We start from the raw sequence: 17,661 nt of genomic DNA on the forward strand, positions 1-17,661 counted from the left end.
CCCCTCTGGGGGGGAGGGAGCGTTGCGCTCATATCACCGTGTGCAATGCCAATCCGGCTGCTTCCGGCACCGGGTGTCCGAGGGCATAGCGGAGCAGTTCCGGCAACTCTCCCGGCGTGTCTGCGACGGCCACGCCCGCCGCTTCCAGGGCCGCGCGCTTGCCCGCGTAGCTGCCGCGATCCCCGGAGACGATGGCGCCGGCATGGCCCATCTTCTTGCCCGGCGGCGAGGCCCGGCCGGCGATGAACGAGACCACCGGCTTGCTCATCCCAGCGGCGTATTCGGCCGCCGCCTCCTCCATCGCCCCGCCGATCTCGCCGACGAGGACGACGGCACGGGTGCGCTCGTCCCGATCCAGCGCCACAAGCGCGTCGCGGGTCGTGGTGCCGATCATCGGGTCGCCGCCGATGCCGAGGAAGGCCGACTGGCCGTAGCCTGACCGTGTCAGGTTCAGGCAGACCAAGGTGCCCAGGCTGCCGCTGCGAGAGATCACGCCGATCTCCCCCGGCTGGAAGATGTTCGGGTTGTGTCCCGGCATGATCCCGACGAAGCCCTCACCCGGCGTCACCACCCCGGCGGTGTTCGGACCGACGATCCGCGTACCGTGGGCGCGCGCCGCATGGTGGATGGCGAGCACGTCCCGCATGGGGATGTGCTCAGTCAGCACCACGAGGGTCTTCGTGCCTGCCTCGATGGCGTCGACGGCGGCGGCCTTCGCGGCGGCAGGGGGAATGAACATCACCGCCCAGTCGTAGGGCGTACCGGCCATGGTCTCTCGCGCCGTGGCGTAGACCGGCAGGCCGAGGTGTTCCTCTCCCGCCCGCTTCGGGTTGACGCCGGCCACAACCTGCGTGCCGCAACCGAGCATCTTCTCGGTCCAGAAGCTTCCCTGCTTGCCGGTGAGCCCCTGAACAAGGACGCGTGCGTTCTGGCGATAGATGGTCATCGGGCTGCCTCCACCGCGGCCTGCACCGCGTCCTCCATCAGGTCGTAGGGCTCGACCCCGAGCCCTTCGCGCACGAGGCGCACCGCCTCGTCCTCGCCGGTGCCGTGGATCGAGAAGAAGACCGGCACCTCCGGGTTGAGGCGCTTCCACGCAGTCACGACGCCCTCGGCCATCACATCGGTGCGGGCGAAGGCGCCGCAGAAGTTGACGACGAGGCTCTTCACGCCGGGATTGGCCAGCACCAGCTTCAGCGCCGCCTCCGACTTGGTGTAGGCCTCACCGCCGATCTCCAGGAAGTTCGCCGGGCGCCCGCCGCAATGGCCGATAACGTCCATCGTCGTCATGGTGAGCCCGGCGCCATTCGCGAGAACGCCGACATTGCCGTCGAGCTGAATGAACTTCAGCCCCTGGGCCGTACCCTCCCGTTCGAGGGCGGTCATCGGCTCGGGGGAGGCATCTCGGGCGAGATCCGAATTCCGGAACGCCGCCGCATCGTCGAGGGTAAGCTTGCAGTCGAGGGCGACGACCCGTCCGTCCTCCAGAAGGGCCAGCGGGTTAATCTCGATCAGTTCCGCATCGACGCTGCCGCCGGCCCGGTAGAGGGCGGGAAGGATCGCTTCGATCCGCTCACGCGCCGGGCCGAGGTCGAGCCCGTCGAGGAGAGCGCGGGCCTCCGCCTCACCGAAGCCGTGGTCGAGATCGACCCGGTGGCGGCGCAACGCCTCGGGCCGCGTGGCAGCGACCTCCTCGATGTCCATGCCGCCCTCGGTTGAGAACAGCAGGAGGGGCGTTCGGCTTTCGGTGTCGGTGAGAATCGCGGCGTAGAACTCGCGGGCGATGGCCGCGCGCTCTTCAAGCAGCACTGACTCGACCCGGTGCCCGTCGATGGTCATCCCGAGGATGGCATCCGCGACCTCCCGGGCCTCGTCGGGCGTCATGGCGGCGCGGATGCCGCCGGCCTTGCCGCGCTTGCCGGTCGGGACCTGCGCCTTGACCATGCAGGGTCCTAGTTCCGCCACGGCGACGGCCGCATCCTCCGCGGTCACGCAGTGGATGGCTTTCGGGACGGGAATGCCGGCTGGGGCCAGCACCCGAGCCTTGGCGACATGCTCCAGAAAGTTCATCGCGCATCCTCCCGATGACCGATGGCGTCCCAGTGGGGACCGAACAACTCGTCTTCGCTCGGTTTGTCCTCGGGGATCGGCGTGACGAGGTGAGTGATGTTGAGAAAGTGGCGGTAGCTCAGGTTCTCGGAGATGCTGTTCTTCTGCCAGGAGCCGCAGCCCATGCTTAAGGTGAAGCCGAGGCCGGAATTGAATCCGCCGCCATTGCCGAAGGTGTGGGCGAAGTTCACCAGCACGCGCACCACGTCGAGGTCTTCGGCGAGCTCCTGGGCTCGGGCCATGTCGGTGGTGTGGATGCCGCAGGAATGGCCCTTACCCTGGTGGTCGAGAATCCTCTCGACGGTCCTCTTGGCGTCGGCAAAGTCCTTCGCCCGGTAGACGGTGAGCACGAGGGCAAGCTTTTCGCCGGAGAACGGGGCGCCGCGCCCGATCCCTTCCTCCTCTACGAGGAAGTACTTCTTTCCGCTTGCCGCCGGCGGCAGGTCGAAGGCGCGCGCCAGCACGTCGGCGTCCTTCGCGATCAAATCGCGGTTGAGCTTGCCGCGCACCCACAGCCGCTCGGCGATGCGCTGCTTCTCCTGGGGCATGCACAGATAGGCACCGGCCCGTTCCAAGGCGGCGATCGCTTGGTCGTAGACCGCGTCCACGATGACCACCGCGTTCTCGGACGAGCAGGAGGTCGAGTTGTCGAAGATCTTCGAGTCGCGGATCTTCTCGGCGGCGGCGTCGAGGTCGGCGGTCTCGTCGATCATTACCGGTACGTTGCCCGCGCCGACGCCGATGGCCGGCGTCCCGCTGGAATAGGCCCTGCGCACATTGTCCTGCGAGCCCGTGACCACGACGAGGTCGCAGGCGCGCATCAGGGCTTCGGTCGAGTCCTTCGTGACGGGCGACGGGATGATCTGCACGAGGTCGGCGGGCAGGTCGATCGCCTCCAGTTCGCCGCGCATTAACTCCACCACGCGGGCGGTGGTGCGGTAGCCGAGCGGCGAGGGGGCGATGACGATGGCATTGCGGCCCTTGATCGCCATCATCGCTTTGTTGACCGGCGTGGCGCCGGGATTGGTCGAGGGCGTTACTGCCCCAATTACCCCCATGGGCTTGGCGTATTTCACGAGGCCGCGGGCCTCGTCGTGCTCAATGATGCCGACCGACTTGGCCCGCAGGAGATCGCGCAGGGTCCCGAAGGTCTTGCGCTGCTTCTTCACGATCTTGTCGGCGACGTTGCCGAGGCCGGTATCGGCAACCGCGAGTTCCGCGACCTCTTTCGCGTTCTCCGGTTTGTACAGGGACCAGGCGATGGCCCGCACGGCGGCGTCGGCGCGAGCCTGATCGACTTCTGCGAAGAGGCGTTGGGCGGCCCGCGCCCGTCCCATCACGGCGGCGACGGGATCCTGGGCGGCCGGATCATCCGGCATGGCGAGGGGCATGACAGCGGCAGGCGACATGGCGCGCTCCTTGGTGTGGAGGGTGTTTCGGGTCGGTGTGGGACGGCGCGGAGCCGGGGCCGGTCAGGCTGTGGGCCTGACCGAGACGGGACTGGTGAGGATGGGCTCGTCCCGGGGAGCGTCCACGAAGGGCTCGTTGGGCCGCATCCGCAGGGCGAGGCCGGCGCCTAGGAGCAGCAGGCCCAGCGAGGCCATGAACGGCAGGTCCCAGCGGCCGGTCATGTCGATGATCAGCCCGAACGCGACGGGGGAGATCATGCCGGCGAGGCCGAAGCCGAAGTTCATAAAGCCTGAGGCCGTGCCTGAATATTGCGGGGCAATGTCCATCGGCACCGCCCAGATCGGCGCAACGATCAGTTCGGCAAAGAAGAACGCACCGGACAGGCACAGGGTGATGGTGAGCAGGTCGGTGGTGAACAGCACCGGCAGCATGAAGACGAAGGCCCCGAGGAAGCCGACAACGATGACGCTGACGCGAGCCTTGGAGACGTCGCCCGTACGCCTCAGGATCTTGTCGCTGACGATGCCGCCCACCGTGTCCCCGACGACGCCTGCGAAGAACACGCCCGAGGCGAAGATCGCGGATTTCTTGATGTCGAGATGATGCTGGTGGAGGAAGTAGGAGGGGATCCAGTTCAGGAACAGCCAGAGGGTCCAGCCATAGCAGAAGTCGGTCAGCGTCACCGGGAGCATCCGGCGCAAGAGCGGCCCCCACGGCACCGCCCGGCGCGCGCCCGCGATCTTCACCGGCGGCAGAACGGCGATCTCTTCCTCGGTGACGCCCTTGTGGTCCCGGGGATCGTCGCGGAAGTAGAACCACCACAGGCCGACCCAGGCGAAGCTGATCACACCGATGATGATGAAGCTGTCACGCCAGGAGAGCGCGACGATCAAGAAGGCAATGAGCGGCGGCGTCAGGGCATTGCCCAGCCGGGCGGCGGCATGGGTGATGCCCTGCGCGAAGCCCCGCCGGTCGGCGGCCATCCAGTTGGCGAGCGCCCTGGTGGCCGTAGGGAAAGCCGAGCCCTCGCCGATGCCGAGGAGGAAGCGGGCCGCGACGAGGGACATCGCTCCCTCCACGAAGCCGATCATGATCGTGGCGGCGGACCAGATCGCGCCGCAGATCAGGAGCGTCTTGCGCGGTCCCAGCCGGTCGCCGAGCCAACCGCCTGCGATCTGGAAGAAGGCGTAGGGATAGGCGAAGGCCGAGAAGGCGAGGCCCAGCTCGACATTGGTGAGCCCCAGTTCCTTTTGCATGGCCGGGGCGGCCGTGCCGATGTTCACCCGATCGATGTAGGTGATCAGGTACATCAGGCAGATGACGAATAGGACTTTGTCCGTCGCCTTAAAGCGTACGAGCCGTAGCATTCCGCCCTCCTGAAAGGGGGCGCTCGGGCTTCCTCGATTCGACCGCATGCGACGGCGTGCGGGCCACGAGAACCCGGCGTCCTTTTTGCGCTTCCACCGTGACCGGCGCGGGGGGCATCGGGTCTGAAGCCCGAATTTTTGGTCCCTCACAATCCGATGAGGGCACGCTAACCATTGCGTGATCGCAGGAGAAATATATTCTCTTCATCCCAATCATTCAGAAAATTGATCGATATGATTCCGGATCTTGAGATTCCGCTGCTCAGAACGTTCGTGGCGGTTCACGATACCGGGAGCATCACGCTGGCTGGAAAGCAGGTCGGGCGGACCCAGCCGGCGATCACGCACCAGATGCACCGGCTGGAGCGGGCGCTGGGCCGCCCCCTATTCGACGGCGAGCGGCGGCACGGGGCCCTGACCCGCGACGGAGAGGTGCTCCTCGCCTATGCCCGCAAGCTCCTGAGCCTGAACGACGAGATCCGCGACCGATTCGGAGGCCCCGACATTGCCGGCCGGGTGCGGCTCGGCGTGCCGGACCTCTACGCCGCCTTCCTGCTGCCCTCGGTGCTCGCGGGCTTCGCCCGGGTCTACCCACAGGTAGAGATCGAGTTGCGCTGCTCGCGCAGCCACCAATTGCGCGCCGCCCTCATCCGGGAGGAGATCGATCTCGCGCTGATGACCAAACAGCCGGATCAGGAGGGCGGCGTCATCGTGCGGGAGGAGCCCCTGGTCTGGGTGGCAGCGCGGGACTTCGACCTCGATTCGCGCTCACCCCTTCCCTTGGCGCTGCTGCCGGCGGGAAGCCTTTACCGCCAATGCGCCCTCGACGCCCTGGGCCAAACCGACCGAAGCTGGACGATCACGGCGGTGAGCGACAGCATCGCCGGGCTTCAGGCGGCGGTCCATGCAGGGCTGGCGGTCTCGATCTTCCCGCAATGCGCAGTGGACGGGGCGATACGGCAGCTTACTGCCGCGAGCGGGTTGCCGGAGCTGCCGGCCCTCAGGATCGTGATGCAGCGCAAGGCGGGCGAGGTCTCCTGCGCCGTCGATCATTTAGCGCAGTATATCCTGTCAGAACTCGGCAACATCGGCGGCTGAGCGCTTCAACCCCGCCTGCCAAGCAACCCGGCAATGCGGCGGTGCGACGCGATTGTTTTTGCGGTGCAGCAGACTAGGTGCTAATTCACTTCCGTGAATTGACGATCGCTCCGGCTGCCATGAACCATCTCGAACGCGCACGCGACATCCTACCGATCCTCGCTGCGCTCTACGCGATAATGATGGTGGCGAACACCCATGCCGCCCCCCGTCCCATGCTCCCCGCCGGCACGGGCTTCGACGTCGAGCGCGTTGTGGCGGGCCTCAAATGGCACATGCTTGAGGTCGGCCGGAACGAGCAGAACGAAGCCCTGCTATTTCCGGGGAACTGACTCGCTGCGTAGGTGACATCCCAGCCGTCATTGCGAACGCAGTGAAGCAATCCAGGGGGCGGGTCGCTGCCCTGAATTGCTTCGCATTGCTTGCAGTGACGTGAAAGTTCGATGTCGACTATCAGACCGGCGGGCGCTGCGGGCGCATATCCGACTTCTCGATGCCGGCGATCGGAACCGGCTTCTTCATCGCATCACGCCGGAAGGGCTCGCCGAGTTCCTGGTTCAGGATCACCTCGATGAAGGTTGTGATGCCACGTCCCTGGTCTTCGCCAGCCTGCTGAATCGCCTGGGTCAGGTCGCGGGTGTTGTCGACCCGGACCCCCTTGAAGCCGCAGCCCTCGGCGATCTTGGCGTAACTGAGCTTGGGGTCGAGTTCCGTGCCAACGAAGTTGTTGTCGTACCAGAGCACAGTGTTCCGCTTCTCCGCGCCCCACTGATAGTTGCGGAAGATCACCATGGTGATCGGCGGCCACTCGTCTCGGCCGATGGAGGTCATCTCGTTCATCGAGATGCCGAAGGCCCCGTCCCCCGCGAAGCCGAAGACGGGGGTGTCCGGCTGGCCGATCTTGGCGCCGACGATGGACGGGAAAGCGTAGCCGCATGGGCCGAACATGCCCGGTGCGAGGTATTTCCGGCTGCGCTCGAAGCTTGGATAGGCGTTGCCGATGGCGCAGTTGTTGCCGATATCGGTCGACATGATCGCGTCGCGCGGCATCCCGGCCTGGATCGCCCGCCACGCTTGGCGAGGCGACATCCGATCGCTGTCGCGGGCCTGCGCCTCCCGATTCCACGTCGTGCCCGGATCATCGTCCTCGTGATCGAGGGATGTCAGGGCCTGCGCCCAGGCCGACTTGGTATGATGGATCAGCGCCTTGCGCTGCTCGCGGCCTGCATTTCCGGCCTCTGAGGTCACCTGCTCCAGAAGCTGCCGGGCGACCTGCCGCGCGTCGCCGCAAATGCCGACCGTGATCGGCTTCGTGAGGCCGATGCGATCTGGATTGATGTCGACCTGGATGATCTTGGCCTGCTTCGGCCAATAGTCGATGCCGTAGCCCGGCAGGGTCGAGAATGGGTTGAGGCGAGTGCCGAGTGCCAGCACTACGTCGGCCTTGGCGATCAGCTCCATCGCTGCCTTCGAGCCGTTATAGCCGAGCGGGCCGACCGCCAGCGGATGGCTCCCGGGGAACGAATCGTTGTGCTGGTAGCCGGAGCAGACCGGGGCATCGAGCCGCTCGGCCAGCGCCGCCGTCTCGCGCACTGCGTCGCCGATCACCACGCCCGCGCCCGCCAGGATCACCGGGAACTTGGCGCCCGAGAGAATCTCCGCCGCGTCGGCGATGGCCTGACGCCCGCCCGCCGGGCGCTCCAGGCGCACGATCTGCGGCAACTCGATATCGATGACGTGGGTCCAGTAATCTCGGGGGACATTGATCTGCGCGGGCGCGCAGCCGCGCCACGCCTTCTCGATGACCCGGTTCAGCACCTCCGCCACGCGGGACGGATCGCGTACCTCTTCTTGATAGCAGACCATGTCCTTGAACAGGTTGAGCTGTTCCACTTCCTGGAACCCGCCCTGGCCGATCGTCTTGTTGGCCGCCTGCGGCGAGACCAGCAGCATCGGCGTGTGGTTCCAGTAGGCGGTCTTCATCGCGGTGACGAAGCCGGTGACGCCGGGGCCGTTTTGGGCGATGGCCATCGCCATCTTGCCGGTCGAGCGGGTGTAGCCGTCGCAGATCAGGCCCGCATTCGTCTCGTGGGCACAGTCCCAGAACGTGATGCCGGCTTTCGGGAAGAGGTCCGAGACCGGCATCATGGCCGAACCAATGATGCCGAAGGCGTGCTCAATGCCGTGCATCTGCAGCACCTTCACGAAGGCTTCTTCCGTGGACATCCTCATGGCGCGCTCTCCTGGCGTTTTCCCTGGCGTTTCCCCGCACCGGCCCGTACCGGGCCTTCCTACGACCCTCGCCTGGGGGACGTGATCCAGCCTCTCGACTTAGTGTCCCCACCCGGTGTCGCAGCGCCCCACCCGCCGTCTCGACCCGGGGAGCGCTTGCAGGCCATTCATGGACGCACATTCGAGTCGCCGCAACAGAAATCTCGTTTTTTTGCTTTCAACGTTCTGTTTTTTGGAATAAAGGTCGAATTGAGATGGACGAAGCCGCTGAGTCCTCACCCGCCCTCAAAGCCTTCGGTCTGCTGGAGGCGATCGCCGCCATGGATCACGCCCCGACGCTCGCGGAACTGACGGAGGTCGCCAACCTTCCGAAGCCGACGCTTCACCGCTGGCTGACCATGCTCGAGGGGGCGGAACTGCTGCGACGGCTACCGGACGGACGGCGCTACGAACTCGCGGCGCGCTCCACCTCGCTCGCCTTCGCCATCCTCTCAAACAATCCCGGCTCGATCCGCCGGCACCAGATCCTGCAGGGCGTCGTCCGGGACCTCGGAGAATCCTGCAATCTCACAGTGCTTCAGGGCGGAGAGGTCATGTATCTCGACCGCGTCGAGGCGGCGGCGCCCCTGCGGGTCGCCTTCCAGAAGGGCTCCCGGGTGCCGGCGCATTGCTCGGCGAGCGGCAAGCTCTTCCTCGCTCTCATGCCGCGCAGCCGGCGCGAGCGCTTGCTCGCGACCCTGCCGCTCGACCACTTCACCGCCAACACCCTCACCGAGCCGGGGGCGCTGGAGGCCGAACTGCAGCAGATCAAGCGGCAGGGCTATGCCCTCGACGACGAGGAGTTCCTGACCGGGCTCTTCTGCGTCGCGGTGCCGATCCTCGACAGGGACGGGCGCGACTGCGTCGCCGCCCTGGCCCTCCAGGCCCCGGTGGTCCGCCTGTGGCGCGAAAACGCCCCCGAGCGACTGCCCGTGCTTCGCGCCGCTGCCTCGGCTCTGGCCGCGACACTCACCTGACAGCCCAGGAGAACCCCATGAACATGCAGCGCGTGGCGCCTTCCTATCCGAGGCTCGACGACCTCGCGCAGCGGGCCCGGGCCTCAGGGGCCATCAAGGTCGGAGTGGTCTATCCCTGCGAAGCCTCGGCGATGGCGGCGACATTCCAAGCCGCCGATCTCGGCTTCATTGATCCGGTGCTGATCGGCCCTTCCGCCGTGATCTGCCGACTGGCGGAGGAGGCGGGTCTCGCCCTCGGAGAGCGGGAGATCGTGGAGGCCGCCGATCCCTTGGCCGCCGCCCGGCGGGGCGTGGCCTTGGCGGGAGCCGGCGAGGTCGCAGCGCTGATGAAGGGATCGCTCCACACCGACGAGTTGCTCGGCGCGGTGGTCGGCCGGGATAGCCCCCTGCGGATGGGCCGCCGCACCAGCCACGTCTTCTGGTTCGACTGTCCCGCCTACCACAAACCGCTGATGCTGACCGACGCAGTGGTGAACATCGCCCCCGGACTGATGGAGAAAGCCGACATCGTCCGCAACGCGATCGACCTCGCTCACAGGCTCGGCAACCCGATGCCGAAGATCGCGATCCTCGCCGCCGTCGAGACCGTGAACCCTGCACTGCCCTCGACGATCGACGCCGCCGCCCTGTGCAAGATGGCCGACCGCGGCCAAATCACCGGCGCCGTCCTCGATGGTCCGCTAGGCTTCGACAACGCCGTCTCACTGACCTCGGCGACCACGAAAGGCATCGTCTCCCTCGTCGCGGGCGAGCCCGACATCCTGGTTGTGCCGAACCTCGATGCCGGCAACAGTCTCTACAAGTCGCTGGTCTATCTCGGCGAGGCCGCCTGCGCGGGATTGGTTCTGGGAGCCCGGGTGCCGATCATCCTCACGAGCCGTTCCGACTCGGTCCAGGCGCGGATTGCCTCCTGCGCCCTCGCCACCCTGGCCGCGGCCGGAGATCGGACTGGCTAGGCATATGGCACTGTCCGTGCCTTGCCTGGGTTCGGGGGATCGCGGGGACCGGCATCGCATGGCTGCCACGGATCACGCCGTCGCATGGACGCAACTGTTCGGCGCCCTCGATCGCGCCGGTCTGGCCCTACACCTGCAGATCCGGCGGGCGATCGTGGACGCGATCGAGCGGCGGGTCCTGACGCCTGAAGCGCGGCTTCCGTCCTCGCGGCAACTGGCGGCCCTGCTCGGCGTGGCGCGCAACACCGTCGTGGCCGCCTACCAGCAATTGATCGACGAGGGCTTCCTCGTCTCCCACGAGCGCAGCGGCATCTTCCTCGCCCCCGGAACCGAGACCCGTGAAGAGGGCCGGCCGTCGCCAGGGACCTCCCTCGACTGGTCGGGGCGCCTCGCGATCCGCCCTTCGCTCCTGCCGCAGATCACGAAGCCCCGAGACTGGCTAGACTACCCTTATCCGTTCGTCTTCGGCCAGTTCGACCCCTCTCTGTTCCCGGCCAACGACTGGCGCGAGAGCGTCCGGGCCGCCTCCAGCGTCGCGGAGATCAACGGCTGGGCCGGCGACCTCATCGACGAGGACGATGCCGACCTCGTGGAGCAACTCCGGCTGCAGGTGCTGCCGCGCCGGGGCATCTTCGCGGGCGCCGACGAGGTAATGATCACCATCGGGTCGCAGCAGGCGCTCTCCCTCCTGACGCACCTCCTCGTCGGACGCGACACCCCCGCCGGGATTGAGGATCCCTGCTATCCCGACACCCGAAACATGCTTGGCCTTGCGACGTCCGATCTGGCCGCGCTCACCATCGACCGGCATGGGGTGGTGCCGGATGCGGCCTTCGCCGGGTGCGCCATCGCCTTCGTGACCGTCGGGCATCATTGCCCGACCACGGCCGTGATGCCGTTGGAGCGCCGCCACGCATTGCTCGACGCGGCCCGGCGCCACGAGGTTCTCATCGTCGAGGACGACTACGAGGCCGACCTCGCGGTGGAGGGGGAGATCCCCTCTCTCAAGAGCCTCGATTCGGACGGGCGGGTGATCTACGTCGGGAGCTTCTCGAAGGTGCTCGCGCCCGGCTTGCGCATCGGCTACGTCGTCGCCCCTTGCGCGGTCATCGCGGAATTGCGGGTGCTGCGGCGCCTGATGCTGCGCCATCCGCCCTCCAACAACCAGCGCGCCACCGCGATGTTCATCGCCCTGGGGCATTACCGCTCGCACCTGCGCCGCACCGCCGCTGCCCTGGAGGAGCGCGCCGCCTGCATCGCCGGCCTCCTGCCGCGTCTGCTGCCCGGCTGCCACTGGCGCCGCGATCCCGGAGCCACAAGCTTCTGGATCGAGGGTCCGCCGGGCCTCGACGCCCGGGACCTCACCGAGCGGGCCCGGGAGCGCGGCGTCCTCATGGAGCCAGGCGATATCTTCTTCGCCGATCCTCAGGCAGGGCGGGCCTGCTTCCGGCTCGGTTTCACCTCGATCCGCACCGACCGGATCGAGCCGGGGCTCGCTCGGCTGTCGGAGCTTCTCCGGCCCGCCGCGACGGCTGCATCGCGGGAGATCCCGGAACAGGTCTGAGCGGCACTGGGAACTGGACGTCTCGTTGGCCTCCCTCTGGATCTCACGGACGGCGATGCCGGCGGCCTAGACCCGCCGGGACGATGCCTGCGGGAGACCCGACCGATGAGCGAAGCCACAACGGAAGTGGGCCGCATGGCCCTTCTGGAGCGCCTGTTTGCGGCCTTCAACCGTCACGATGCGGAGGGCGTAATGGCCTGCTTCACCTCCGGCGTCGTGTTCGACACCGCGGCCGGGCCCGAGGCTCACGGACGCCGGCTCACCGGCCAGGAGGCCGTGCGGGCCGCCTTCGTCGGAGTCTGGAGGGACATGCCCGACGTCGCCTGGGCGGTCACCCGCCACACGGTTGTGGGTGACCGCGCAACCTCGGAATGGCTGTTCACGGCTACGCGGGCGGATGGCGGGCGGATCGAGGCCGAGGGTGTCGACCTGTTCACCTTCGAGGACGGCCTGATTGCCCGCAAAAGCGCCTTCCGGAAGGACCGTCCGGTCCAGGCGGCCTGAGGGGAGAGCGGCCGTGACGCTGATCGCCGATCCGCAGCTGCGCCCGACCGGCGCGCCCTACGATCCGACCTACGATCCCCTGACCCACGCCACCCCCGGAACCGACCGGAATTACGCCCCGACCTACTGGGTCGCGACCGCTGGTATCCCGCCGGAGGACGACGGCCCGGTGACCGGCGATAAGGACGCCGACGTGGTGATCGTCGGCTCCGGCTTCACCGGCCTGTCCTGCGCGCTCAGCCTCGCCCGAGACCACGGGATCAAGGCCACGGTGCTGGAAGCTAACCGTGTGGCCTGGGGCTGCAGCACCCGCAATGGGGGCCAGGGGCAGACCGCCTCAGGACGTCTCAGCCGCTCGCAGTGGATCGCCCGTTACGGGCGAGAGACCGCCCTCAAGCTCCATGCCGAGATCATGGAGGGCTTCGACTACTTCACGGATCTCGTGCGCGAGTTCGACCCCGACCCGCAGCCCGGCGGCCATCTCTATGTAGCTCACCGCCCGCGCACCTTCGAGAAGCTCGCGATGGAATCGGCGGTGGCCAATGACGTGTTCGGCTATTCCACGCGCATGATGGGAGCCGACGAGCTGAAGGGCAACTGGCTCGACGAGGTCGGGGCGGTCGGCGCCCTGCACGAACCGCTCGGCATCGGCATTCACCCGGCGAAATATGCCTTTGGCTATCTCCAGGCCGCCCGCGCGGCCGGTGCGACGGTCCACCCGTCGAGCCCGGTGCTGGGGATCGACCGCGACGGGCCGGGGTTCCGGGTGCGCACGCCCCACGGGACGGTGCGGGCGCGGGCGGTGGCCATCGCGACCGGCGGCTACACCAGCCAGGGGCTGCATCCACGCCTGCGCAGCCGGATCATGCCGATCCTGTCGAACTCCCTCGTCACCCGGCCGCTGACGCCGGAGGAGGTAGCGGCGACGTTCCGCACCACCACCTTCGTCACCGACACCCGCACGTTACGCTTCTACTATCGCCGCCTGCCGGACGACCGGGTCCAGATCGGCAGCCGCAGCGCCATCACCGGCGCGGACGCGACCCATCCCCGTCATCTGCAATTGCTCGTCGACGGGCTGCACGCGAAGTTTCCGATGCTTGAGGGAATCCGTGTCGATTACTCTTGGTGGGGCTGGGTCGATGTCAGCCACGACATGATGCCCCGGATCGTGCAGCCGGAGCCCGGCGAGCCGCTGTTCTACAGCCTCGGCTACGGCGGAAACGGGGTGTCTTTCTCGGCCCAGGCCGGGCGGCGCCTCGCGGGGTTGGTCGCCGGGCGCAGGCCCGCCGGCCTGCCGATCTACGAGGGCGCTCTGCCCGGCCACCCCTTCGCCCCCTTCCGGCGGATCGGCCAGCGGATGCTCTACCGTTGGTATCACCACCGCGACGAGGCGGCGTGAGGAGGCTCGGCCTCACAGCCCGCCCGACGAAGCAAAGTCCCTTCGTCCCGCTCGCGGGGCGGGGACCGAGCCCGTCGTAGTCAGGCTCTCAAGCGGCCTGAACCGCCTCGAAGTCCGGCGGAGGCAGTTCGCCGACCCGGTGACAGGCGACTGCATGGCCCCCGCCGACAGGCAGCAGAGCGGGGTCCTCGGCCCGGCAGCGCTCTATCGCGAAGGGGCAGCGCCCGGCGAAGCGGCAGCCGGCAGGTGGATCGATCGGGCTCGGCGGCTCGCCTCGGACGAGATAGCGGGTCTTGAGGGTGTCCCGGGCGGGCCCGGCCGGCACGGCGGCGGAGATGAGCGACCAGTGACCTGACCGGCTGGCTTTGGACCGAGCTGATTGAGAGGATCAGCGAGGACCGAAGGAGTCGGACATGCGGCGAGGTCAGAAGACGAACGCGGAGCAGGTGGTGCTGAAGCTGCGCCAGATCGAGGTGCAGACAGCCCAGGGTAAGAGTTTAGCCCTTGCATGCAGGGAGGCGGAGATCTCCGAGCAGAGTTACTACCGCTGGCGCAAGGAGTACGGCGGCCTCCAAGTCGATCAAGCCAAGAAAATGAAGGACCTGGAGCGTGAGAACGCTCGGTTGCGCCGGCTCGTCGCCGACCTTTCTTTGGAGAAGCAGGTGCTGGCGGACGTCGCCTCGGGAAACTTGTAGCCCCCGAGCGACGCCGGCAGGCGGTGGACGGGATCCGGGAGAAGTACGGCCTCTCGGAACGTCACGCCTGCCGGATCGTCGGCCAACACCGCGGCACGCAGCGCTACGTGCCGACCGTGCCGGCCGACGAGGATGCGCTGACCCGGGCCATCGTTGCCCTGGCCTCCGATTACGGGCGCTATGGCTATCGCCGCGTCACCGCACTGCTGCAGACAGGCGGCTGGCAGGTGGGCAAGGACCGGGTTCAGCGCTTCTGGCGTCGCGAGGGGCTGAAGGTCCCCAGCCGACATAAACCCCGCAGCCGCCTCTGGCTGAACGACGGCTCATGTGTGCGACTACGGCCGCTCCACCGCAACCACGTCTGGAGCTTCGACTTCGTGCAGGCGCGGACCCACGACGGCCGCAGCTTGCGCATCCTGACGCTCCTCGACGAGCACAGCCGGGCCTGCCTGGCGCTGAAGGTGGCGCGACGCATCAACAGCCTCGGCGTGATCGAGGCGCTGGCCGAGGCGATGTGCCTGCATGGCATCCCGGAGCACATCCGCTGCGATAACGGCCCTGAGATGATCTCGAAGGCGCTGCGCAAATGGGTCGCCAAAGCTGGCTCGCAGATCCAGTACATCGCGCCAGGTTCCCCGTGGGAGAACGGGTACTGTGAGAGCTTCAACGGCAAGCTTCGTGACGAGTGCCTACGCCAGGAGATCTTCTACTCGTTGAAGGAGGCACAGATCGTGATTGGTCTATGGCAAACCACCTACAACCGCGTCCGACCGCATTCGTCGCTGGGCTATCGGCCACCTGCGCCCGTCAGCTACCCAGATCTGGCCTTCCGGCTACCCATGACAGCGACCATGCAGTAGCCTCTCAATTGGATCGGTCCAAAATACCGGTCAGGTCAGGTTGCGAACATGCCGTCGCGACAGGGACAGGTCTCGTCCTCGGACGGAGGCGAGAGAGCATGCTTGACCGGCATCGTTTCCTCCGTTTTTCGCTCAGGCATGAATGGGATAGAGCATGTGATGCTCAGGGGCCTGGCGGCGGGCGGTTCATGGTGGCTGTCGAAGTGTCGGTGCACGCCAGCGTGAGCGTACTGACCATCGCACGGCTCGCCTTGCCGGTCGCGCCCGAGGGCAGCATGTCGCTGAAGACGATCACGTCTGGCACCTTGTAGCGTTCGAGGTTGGCGCCCGCCCAGCATTTGAGCTCGTCCACCGTCAGCGCGAGCCCAGGCTTCAGCACGACGACGGCGTGGATCGCCTCGCCGAGACGTTCGTCGGGGACGCCGGCGCACAGGGTTGCAGCGACGTCGGGATGCGCGCAGAGGGCGTTCTCGATCTCCAGCGGCGAGATCTTGTTGCCGCCGCGCGAGATGATCTCCTTCGAGCGCCCGACGAGCTCGACCTGACCGTCCGGGTGCAGGCGCGCCAGATCACCCGTCCTGAAGTGGGTCGCCTCAAATGAGGCTTGGGTTAGCTCGGCGTTGTCGAGGTAGCCCAGCATGCCGCACTGGGTGCGGATCTGCAGCTCGCCCACCTCGCCCGCGGATGCCGGTGTGCCATCGTTCCGGACGATGCGATACGTCACGCCCTCGGTCGGGACGCCAATGGAACCCGCGGTGCCGGCTTCCCCGGATCGATGGCAGAAATCACACGAGCCGGTCTCGGTCGAGCCGTAGAGGTCGACGAGCTCGGCCTCCGGCCAGCCACCGCGGACCGCTTGGGCCAGGGACGGGCTGAGCGCCTCGCCGCCGGTAAGCACCGCGCGGAGCCGGGGACCCGGCGGAGCGCCATCGGCGAGCAAGGCCCGCAGCATGGTCGGTACCGCGGCCAGCACGGTCGCTCTTGCGGCGAGCTGGCCCGCGAGCGTCGCGTGGGTGAACTTCTGGACGAGGACGAGGGTCGCCCCGGAGCGGATCGCCAGGAGGCTCGCCCAGATCCCGAAGATGAAGGTCAGCTGGAGCGGGACCACGACCACGTCGTCCGGACGGAAGCCCAGAAGCCGGTCGAGGACCGCGAGCTTACGCGCCAGGGCTTCGTGCCCGAGAACCACGCCTTTCGGAGCGCCGGTGCTGCCCGAGGTGAAGACCACGAGGGCCGCCCCGTCCAAGAGGGGCCGATCCGGCGACGGCGTCTCCGCCATCCTGTCCAGGCCGAGCCCGTCGATCCGGAACCGGGCGCGCGTCGCCCGCTCGACCGCCTCTCGGGTGAGCGGGGCGGCACTTCGATGCACAGGCACCGCGACGGCCCCCGCACGCCAGACGCCGAGCAGCGTTCCGAGATCCAGGGCTCGGTTGCCGATGGCCACGTGCACGGGCTCGTGCGGGCGTACGCCCGCCTCGCGCAGCAGGCCCGCGACCAGACCGGCGTGCGCGTCGAGTTCGTGTCCCGACATCCCGGGACCGGAGACCTCGTCCACCCGGTTGCCGGGACGGGCAAGTCCCTCGCGCAAGATCGTTGCGAGTGCCCCGCTCATGACCCGGCTCCCGGAAAGCGGCTGTCGCGCCATGCCAGCGCGGCCTTGAGGCCCTGGGATCGGGCGATGTCCATGAAAGCCCGCTTGTCCGGCGAGCCCTCGCCCTCGATCAGTAAATCGATGTCGAGGGCCGTCTCCAGGGCCTCCAGCATGCCGCGCGCCTCGATGGAGCGGTTGATCGCCCGCTTCGTCTCCTTGACGAGATTCGGGTCGATTGCCGCGATGTGCCGGGCAAGGTGCAGCGCATTGGCGTCGAGGTCGGCGGCCGGCACCACGCGGTTGACCATGCCGATCTCGTAGGCCCGCCGCGCCGGGATGCGGTCCTCGCCGGTGAGGATGATCTCCTTGGCAATCTTCGGACCGACGATCCAGGGCAGGATCATCACGACGATGCCGGCCCCGAACTTCAACTCCGGTTCGCCGAAGAAGGCGTCCTCGGCCGCCACGGTCAGGTCGCAGGCCAGCGCCAGCTCGCAGGCACCGGCGAGGCAGGGGCCGCGCACCGCGGCAATGGTCGGCTTCGGGCAGTGCCAGAAGCGCATGGGCACGTCGAAATCCTTGCGCAGGATCGGGCGCCACTGGCTCACGCCTTCGGGGCGGAGCGCCATCTGGTCCTTTAGGTCGAAGCCCGACGAGAACGCCGTGCCGGCCCCGCGCACAATCACGGCCCGCACCGCTGCGTCGGCCTCGGCAGCATCCATCGCCTGCGCCAGTTCGTCGAGCATGGTCGCGCTGATCGCGTTGGTCCGCTCCGGGCGGTTTAGGGTGATCCGCGCGACAGGCGCGAGCGTCTCGTAGGTGATCGTCGTGAAGGCCACGATCGGCTTCCTCCTGGC

At 67.6% G+C, this 17,661-nt stretch carries 16 protein-coding genes; 8 read left to right on the forward strand and 8 right to left on the reverse strand.

Features of this window, described 5'->3' with window-relative positions; genetic code table 11:
• Window positions 1–28: 28 nt before the first annotated feature.
• The 4 genes from ABC766_RS07495 to ABC766_RS07510 all read right to left on the reverse strand — a co-directional run bounded on the left by ABC766_RS07495 (window position 29) and on the right by ABC766_RS07510 (window position 4,886).
• A complete protein-coding gene (locus ABC766_RS07495) occupies window positions 29–946 on the reverse strand; it encodes a succinate--CoA ligase subunit alpha (protein ID WP_345821649.1) in 918 nt (305 codons plus the stop codon).
• Window positions 943–2,070, reverse strand: a complete 1,128-nt coding sequence (locus ABC766_RS07500; protein WP_345821650.1) for a succinate--CoA ligase subunit beta — start codon at window positions 2,068–2,070, stop codon at window positions 943–945. Before ABC766_RS07500 ends, ABC766_RS07495 begins: the two co-directional genes overlap by 4 nt.
• The gene (gene sauS, locus ABC766_RS07505) at window positions 2,067–3,500 is read right to left on the reverse strand and encodes an acylating sulfoacetaldehyde dehydrogenase (RefSeq protein WP_345822694.1); all 1,434 of its coding nucleotides are present in this window, start codon (window positions 3,498–3,500) and stop codon (window positions 2,067–2,069) included. Before sauS ends, ABC766_RS07500 begins: the two co-directional genes overlap by 4 nt.
• 81 nt (window positions 3,501–3,581) lie before the next feature.
• Window positions 3,582–4,886, reverse strand: a complete 1,305-nt coding sequence (locus tag ABC766_RS07510; RefSeq protein ID WP_345821651.1) for an MFS transporter — start codon at window positions 4,884–4,886, stop codon at window positions 3,582–3,584.
• 273 nt (window positions 4,887–5,159) lie between these two features.
• On the opposite strand from ABC766_RS07510, the gene ABC766_RS07515 reads away from it, so the two are divergent.
• Window positions 5,160–5,984 carry a LysR substrate-binding domain-containing protein gene (locus tag ABC766_RS07515; RefSeq protein WP_345821652.1) on the forward strand — a complete coding sequence of 275 codons (825 nt, stop codon included), beginning with the start codon at window positions 5,160–5,162 and terminating at the stop codon, window positions 5,982–5,984.
• Between the two features lie 119 nt (window positions 5,985–6,103).
• Window positions 6,104–6,316 (forward strand): hypothetical protein, encoded by a 213-nt coding sequence (locus ABC766_RS07520; protein ID WP_345821653.1) that lies wholly within the window; start codon window positions 6,104–6,106, stop codon window positions 6,314–6,316.
• A gap of 121 nt (window positions 6,317–6,437) precedes the next feature.
• Here the strand turns inward: ABC766_RS07520 and xsc are convergent, their stop codons facing one another.
• A complete protein-coding gene (gene xsc, locus ABC766_RS07525; RefSeq protein WP_345821654.1) occupies window positions 6,438–8,216 on the reverse strand; it encodes a sulfoacetaldehyde acetyltransferase in 1,779 nt (592 codons plus the stop codon).
• Between the two features lie 254 nt (window positions 8,217–8,470).
• Between xsc and ABC766_RS07530 the strand changes: the two genes are divergently transcribed.
• From ABC766_RS07530 to ABC766_RS07550, 5 genes are all read left to right on the forward strand, one after another.
• Window positions 8,471–9,232 carry an IclR family transcriptional regulator gene (locus tag ABC766_RS07530; RefSeq protein WP_345821655.1) on the forward strand — a complete coding sequence of 254 codons (762 nt, stop codon included), beginning with the start codon at window positions 8,471–8,473 and terminating at the stop codon, window positions 9,230–9,232.
• A gap of 17 nt (window positions 9,233–9,249) precedes the next feature.
• Window positions 9,250–10,188 (forward strand): bifunctional enoyl-CoA hydratase/phosphate acetyltransferase, encoded by a 939-nt coding sequence (locus ABC766_RS07535; RefSeq protein ID WP_345821656.1) that lies wholly within the window; start codon window positions 9,250–9,252, stop codon window positions 10,186–10,188.
• A 58-nt stretch (window positions 10,189–10,246) separates the two neighbouring features.
• Entirely contained in the window at window positions 10,247–11,752 is a 1,506-nt protein-coding gene (locus ABC766_RS07540; RefSeq protein ID WP_345821657.1) for a PLP-dependent aminotransferase family protein, read from the forward strand.
• A 105-nt stretch (window positions 11,753–11,857) separates the two neighbouring features.
• Window positions 11,858–12,256: a nuclear transport factor 2 family protein gene (locus ABC766_RS07545; protein WP_345821658.1), complete on the forward strand. Its 399-nt coding sequence runs from the start codon at window positions 11,858–11,860 to the stop codon at window positions 12,254–12,256.
• A 22-nt stretch (window positions 12,257–12,278) separates the two neighbouring features.
• Window positions 12,279–13,658, forward strand: a complete 1,380-nt coding sequence (locus ABC766_RS07550) for an NAD(P)/FAD-dependent oxidoreductase (protein WP_427902319.1) — start codon at window positions 12,279–12,281, stop codon at window positions 13,656–13,658.
• 88 nt (window positions 13,659–13,746) lie between these two features.
• Here the strand turns inward: ABC766_RS07550 and ABC766_RS07555 are convergent, their stop codons facing one another.
• Entirely contained in the window at window positions 13,747–13,995 is a 249-nt protein-coding gene (locus ABC766_RS07555; protein WP_427902320.1) for an oligopeptide/dipeptide ABC transporter ATP-binding protein, read from the reverse strand.
• Between the two features lie 76 nt (window positions 13,996–14,071).
• On the opposite strand from ABC766_RS07555, the gene ABC766_RS07560 reads away from it, so the two are divergent.
• A protein-coding gene (locus tag ABC766_RS07560) for an IS3 family transposase (RefSeq protein WP_345821661.1) occupies window positions 14,072–15,213 on the forward strand; the annotation gives its coding sequence in 2 pieces (ribosomal slippage) (window positions 14,072–14,339 and window positions 14,339–15,213; 1,143 coding nt in all).
• 163 nt (window positions 15,214–15,376) lie between these two features.
• Here the strand turns inward: ABC766_RS07560 and ABC766_RS07565 are convergent.
• A complete protein-coding gene (locus ABC766_RS07565; RefSeq protein WP_345821662.1) occupies window positions 15,377–16,825 on the reverse strand; it encodes a fatty acid--CoA ligase family protein in 1,449 nt (482 codons plus the stop codon).
• On the reverse strand, window positions 16,822–17,643 hold the full coding sequence (locus ABC766_RS07570) for an enoyl-CoA hydratase-related protein (protein WP_345821663.1): 822 nt from the start codon (window positions 17,641–17,643) through the stop codon (window positions 16,822–16,824). The genes ABC766_RS07565 and ABC766_RS07570 overlap by 4 nt, the downstream gene beginning before the upstream one ends.
• Window positions 17,644–17,661 lie beyond the last annotated feature (18 nt).

This window comes from Methylobacterium fujisawaense (assembly GCF_039619325.1).
GTDB lineage: Bacteria > Pseudomonadota > Alphaproteobacteria > Rhizobiales > Beijerinckiaceae > Methylobacterium > Methylobacterium fujisawaense.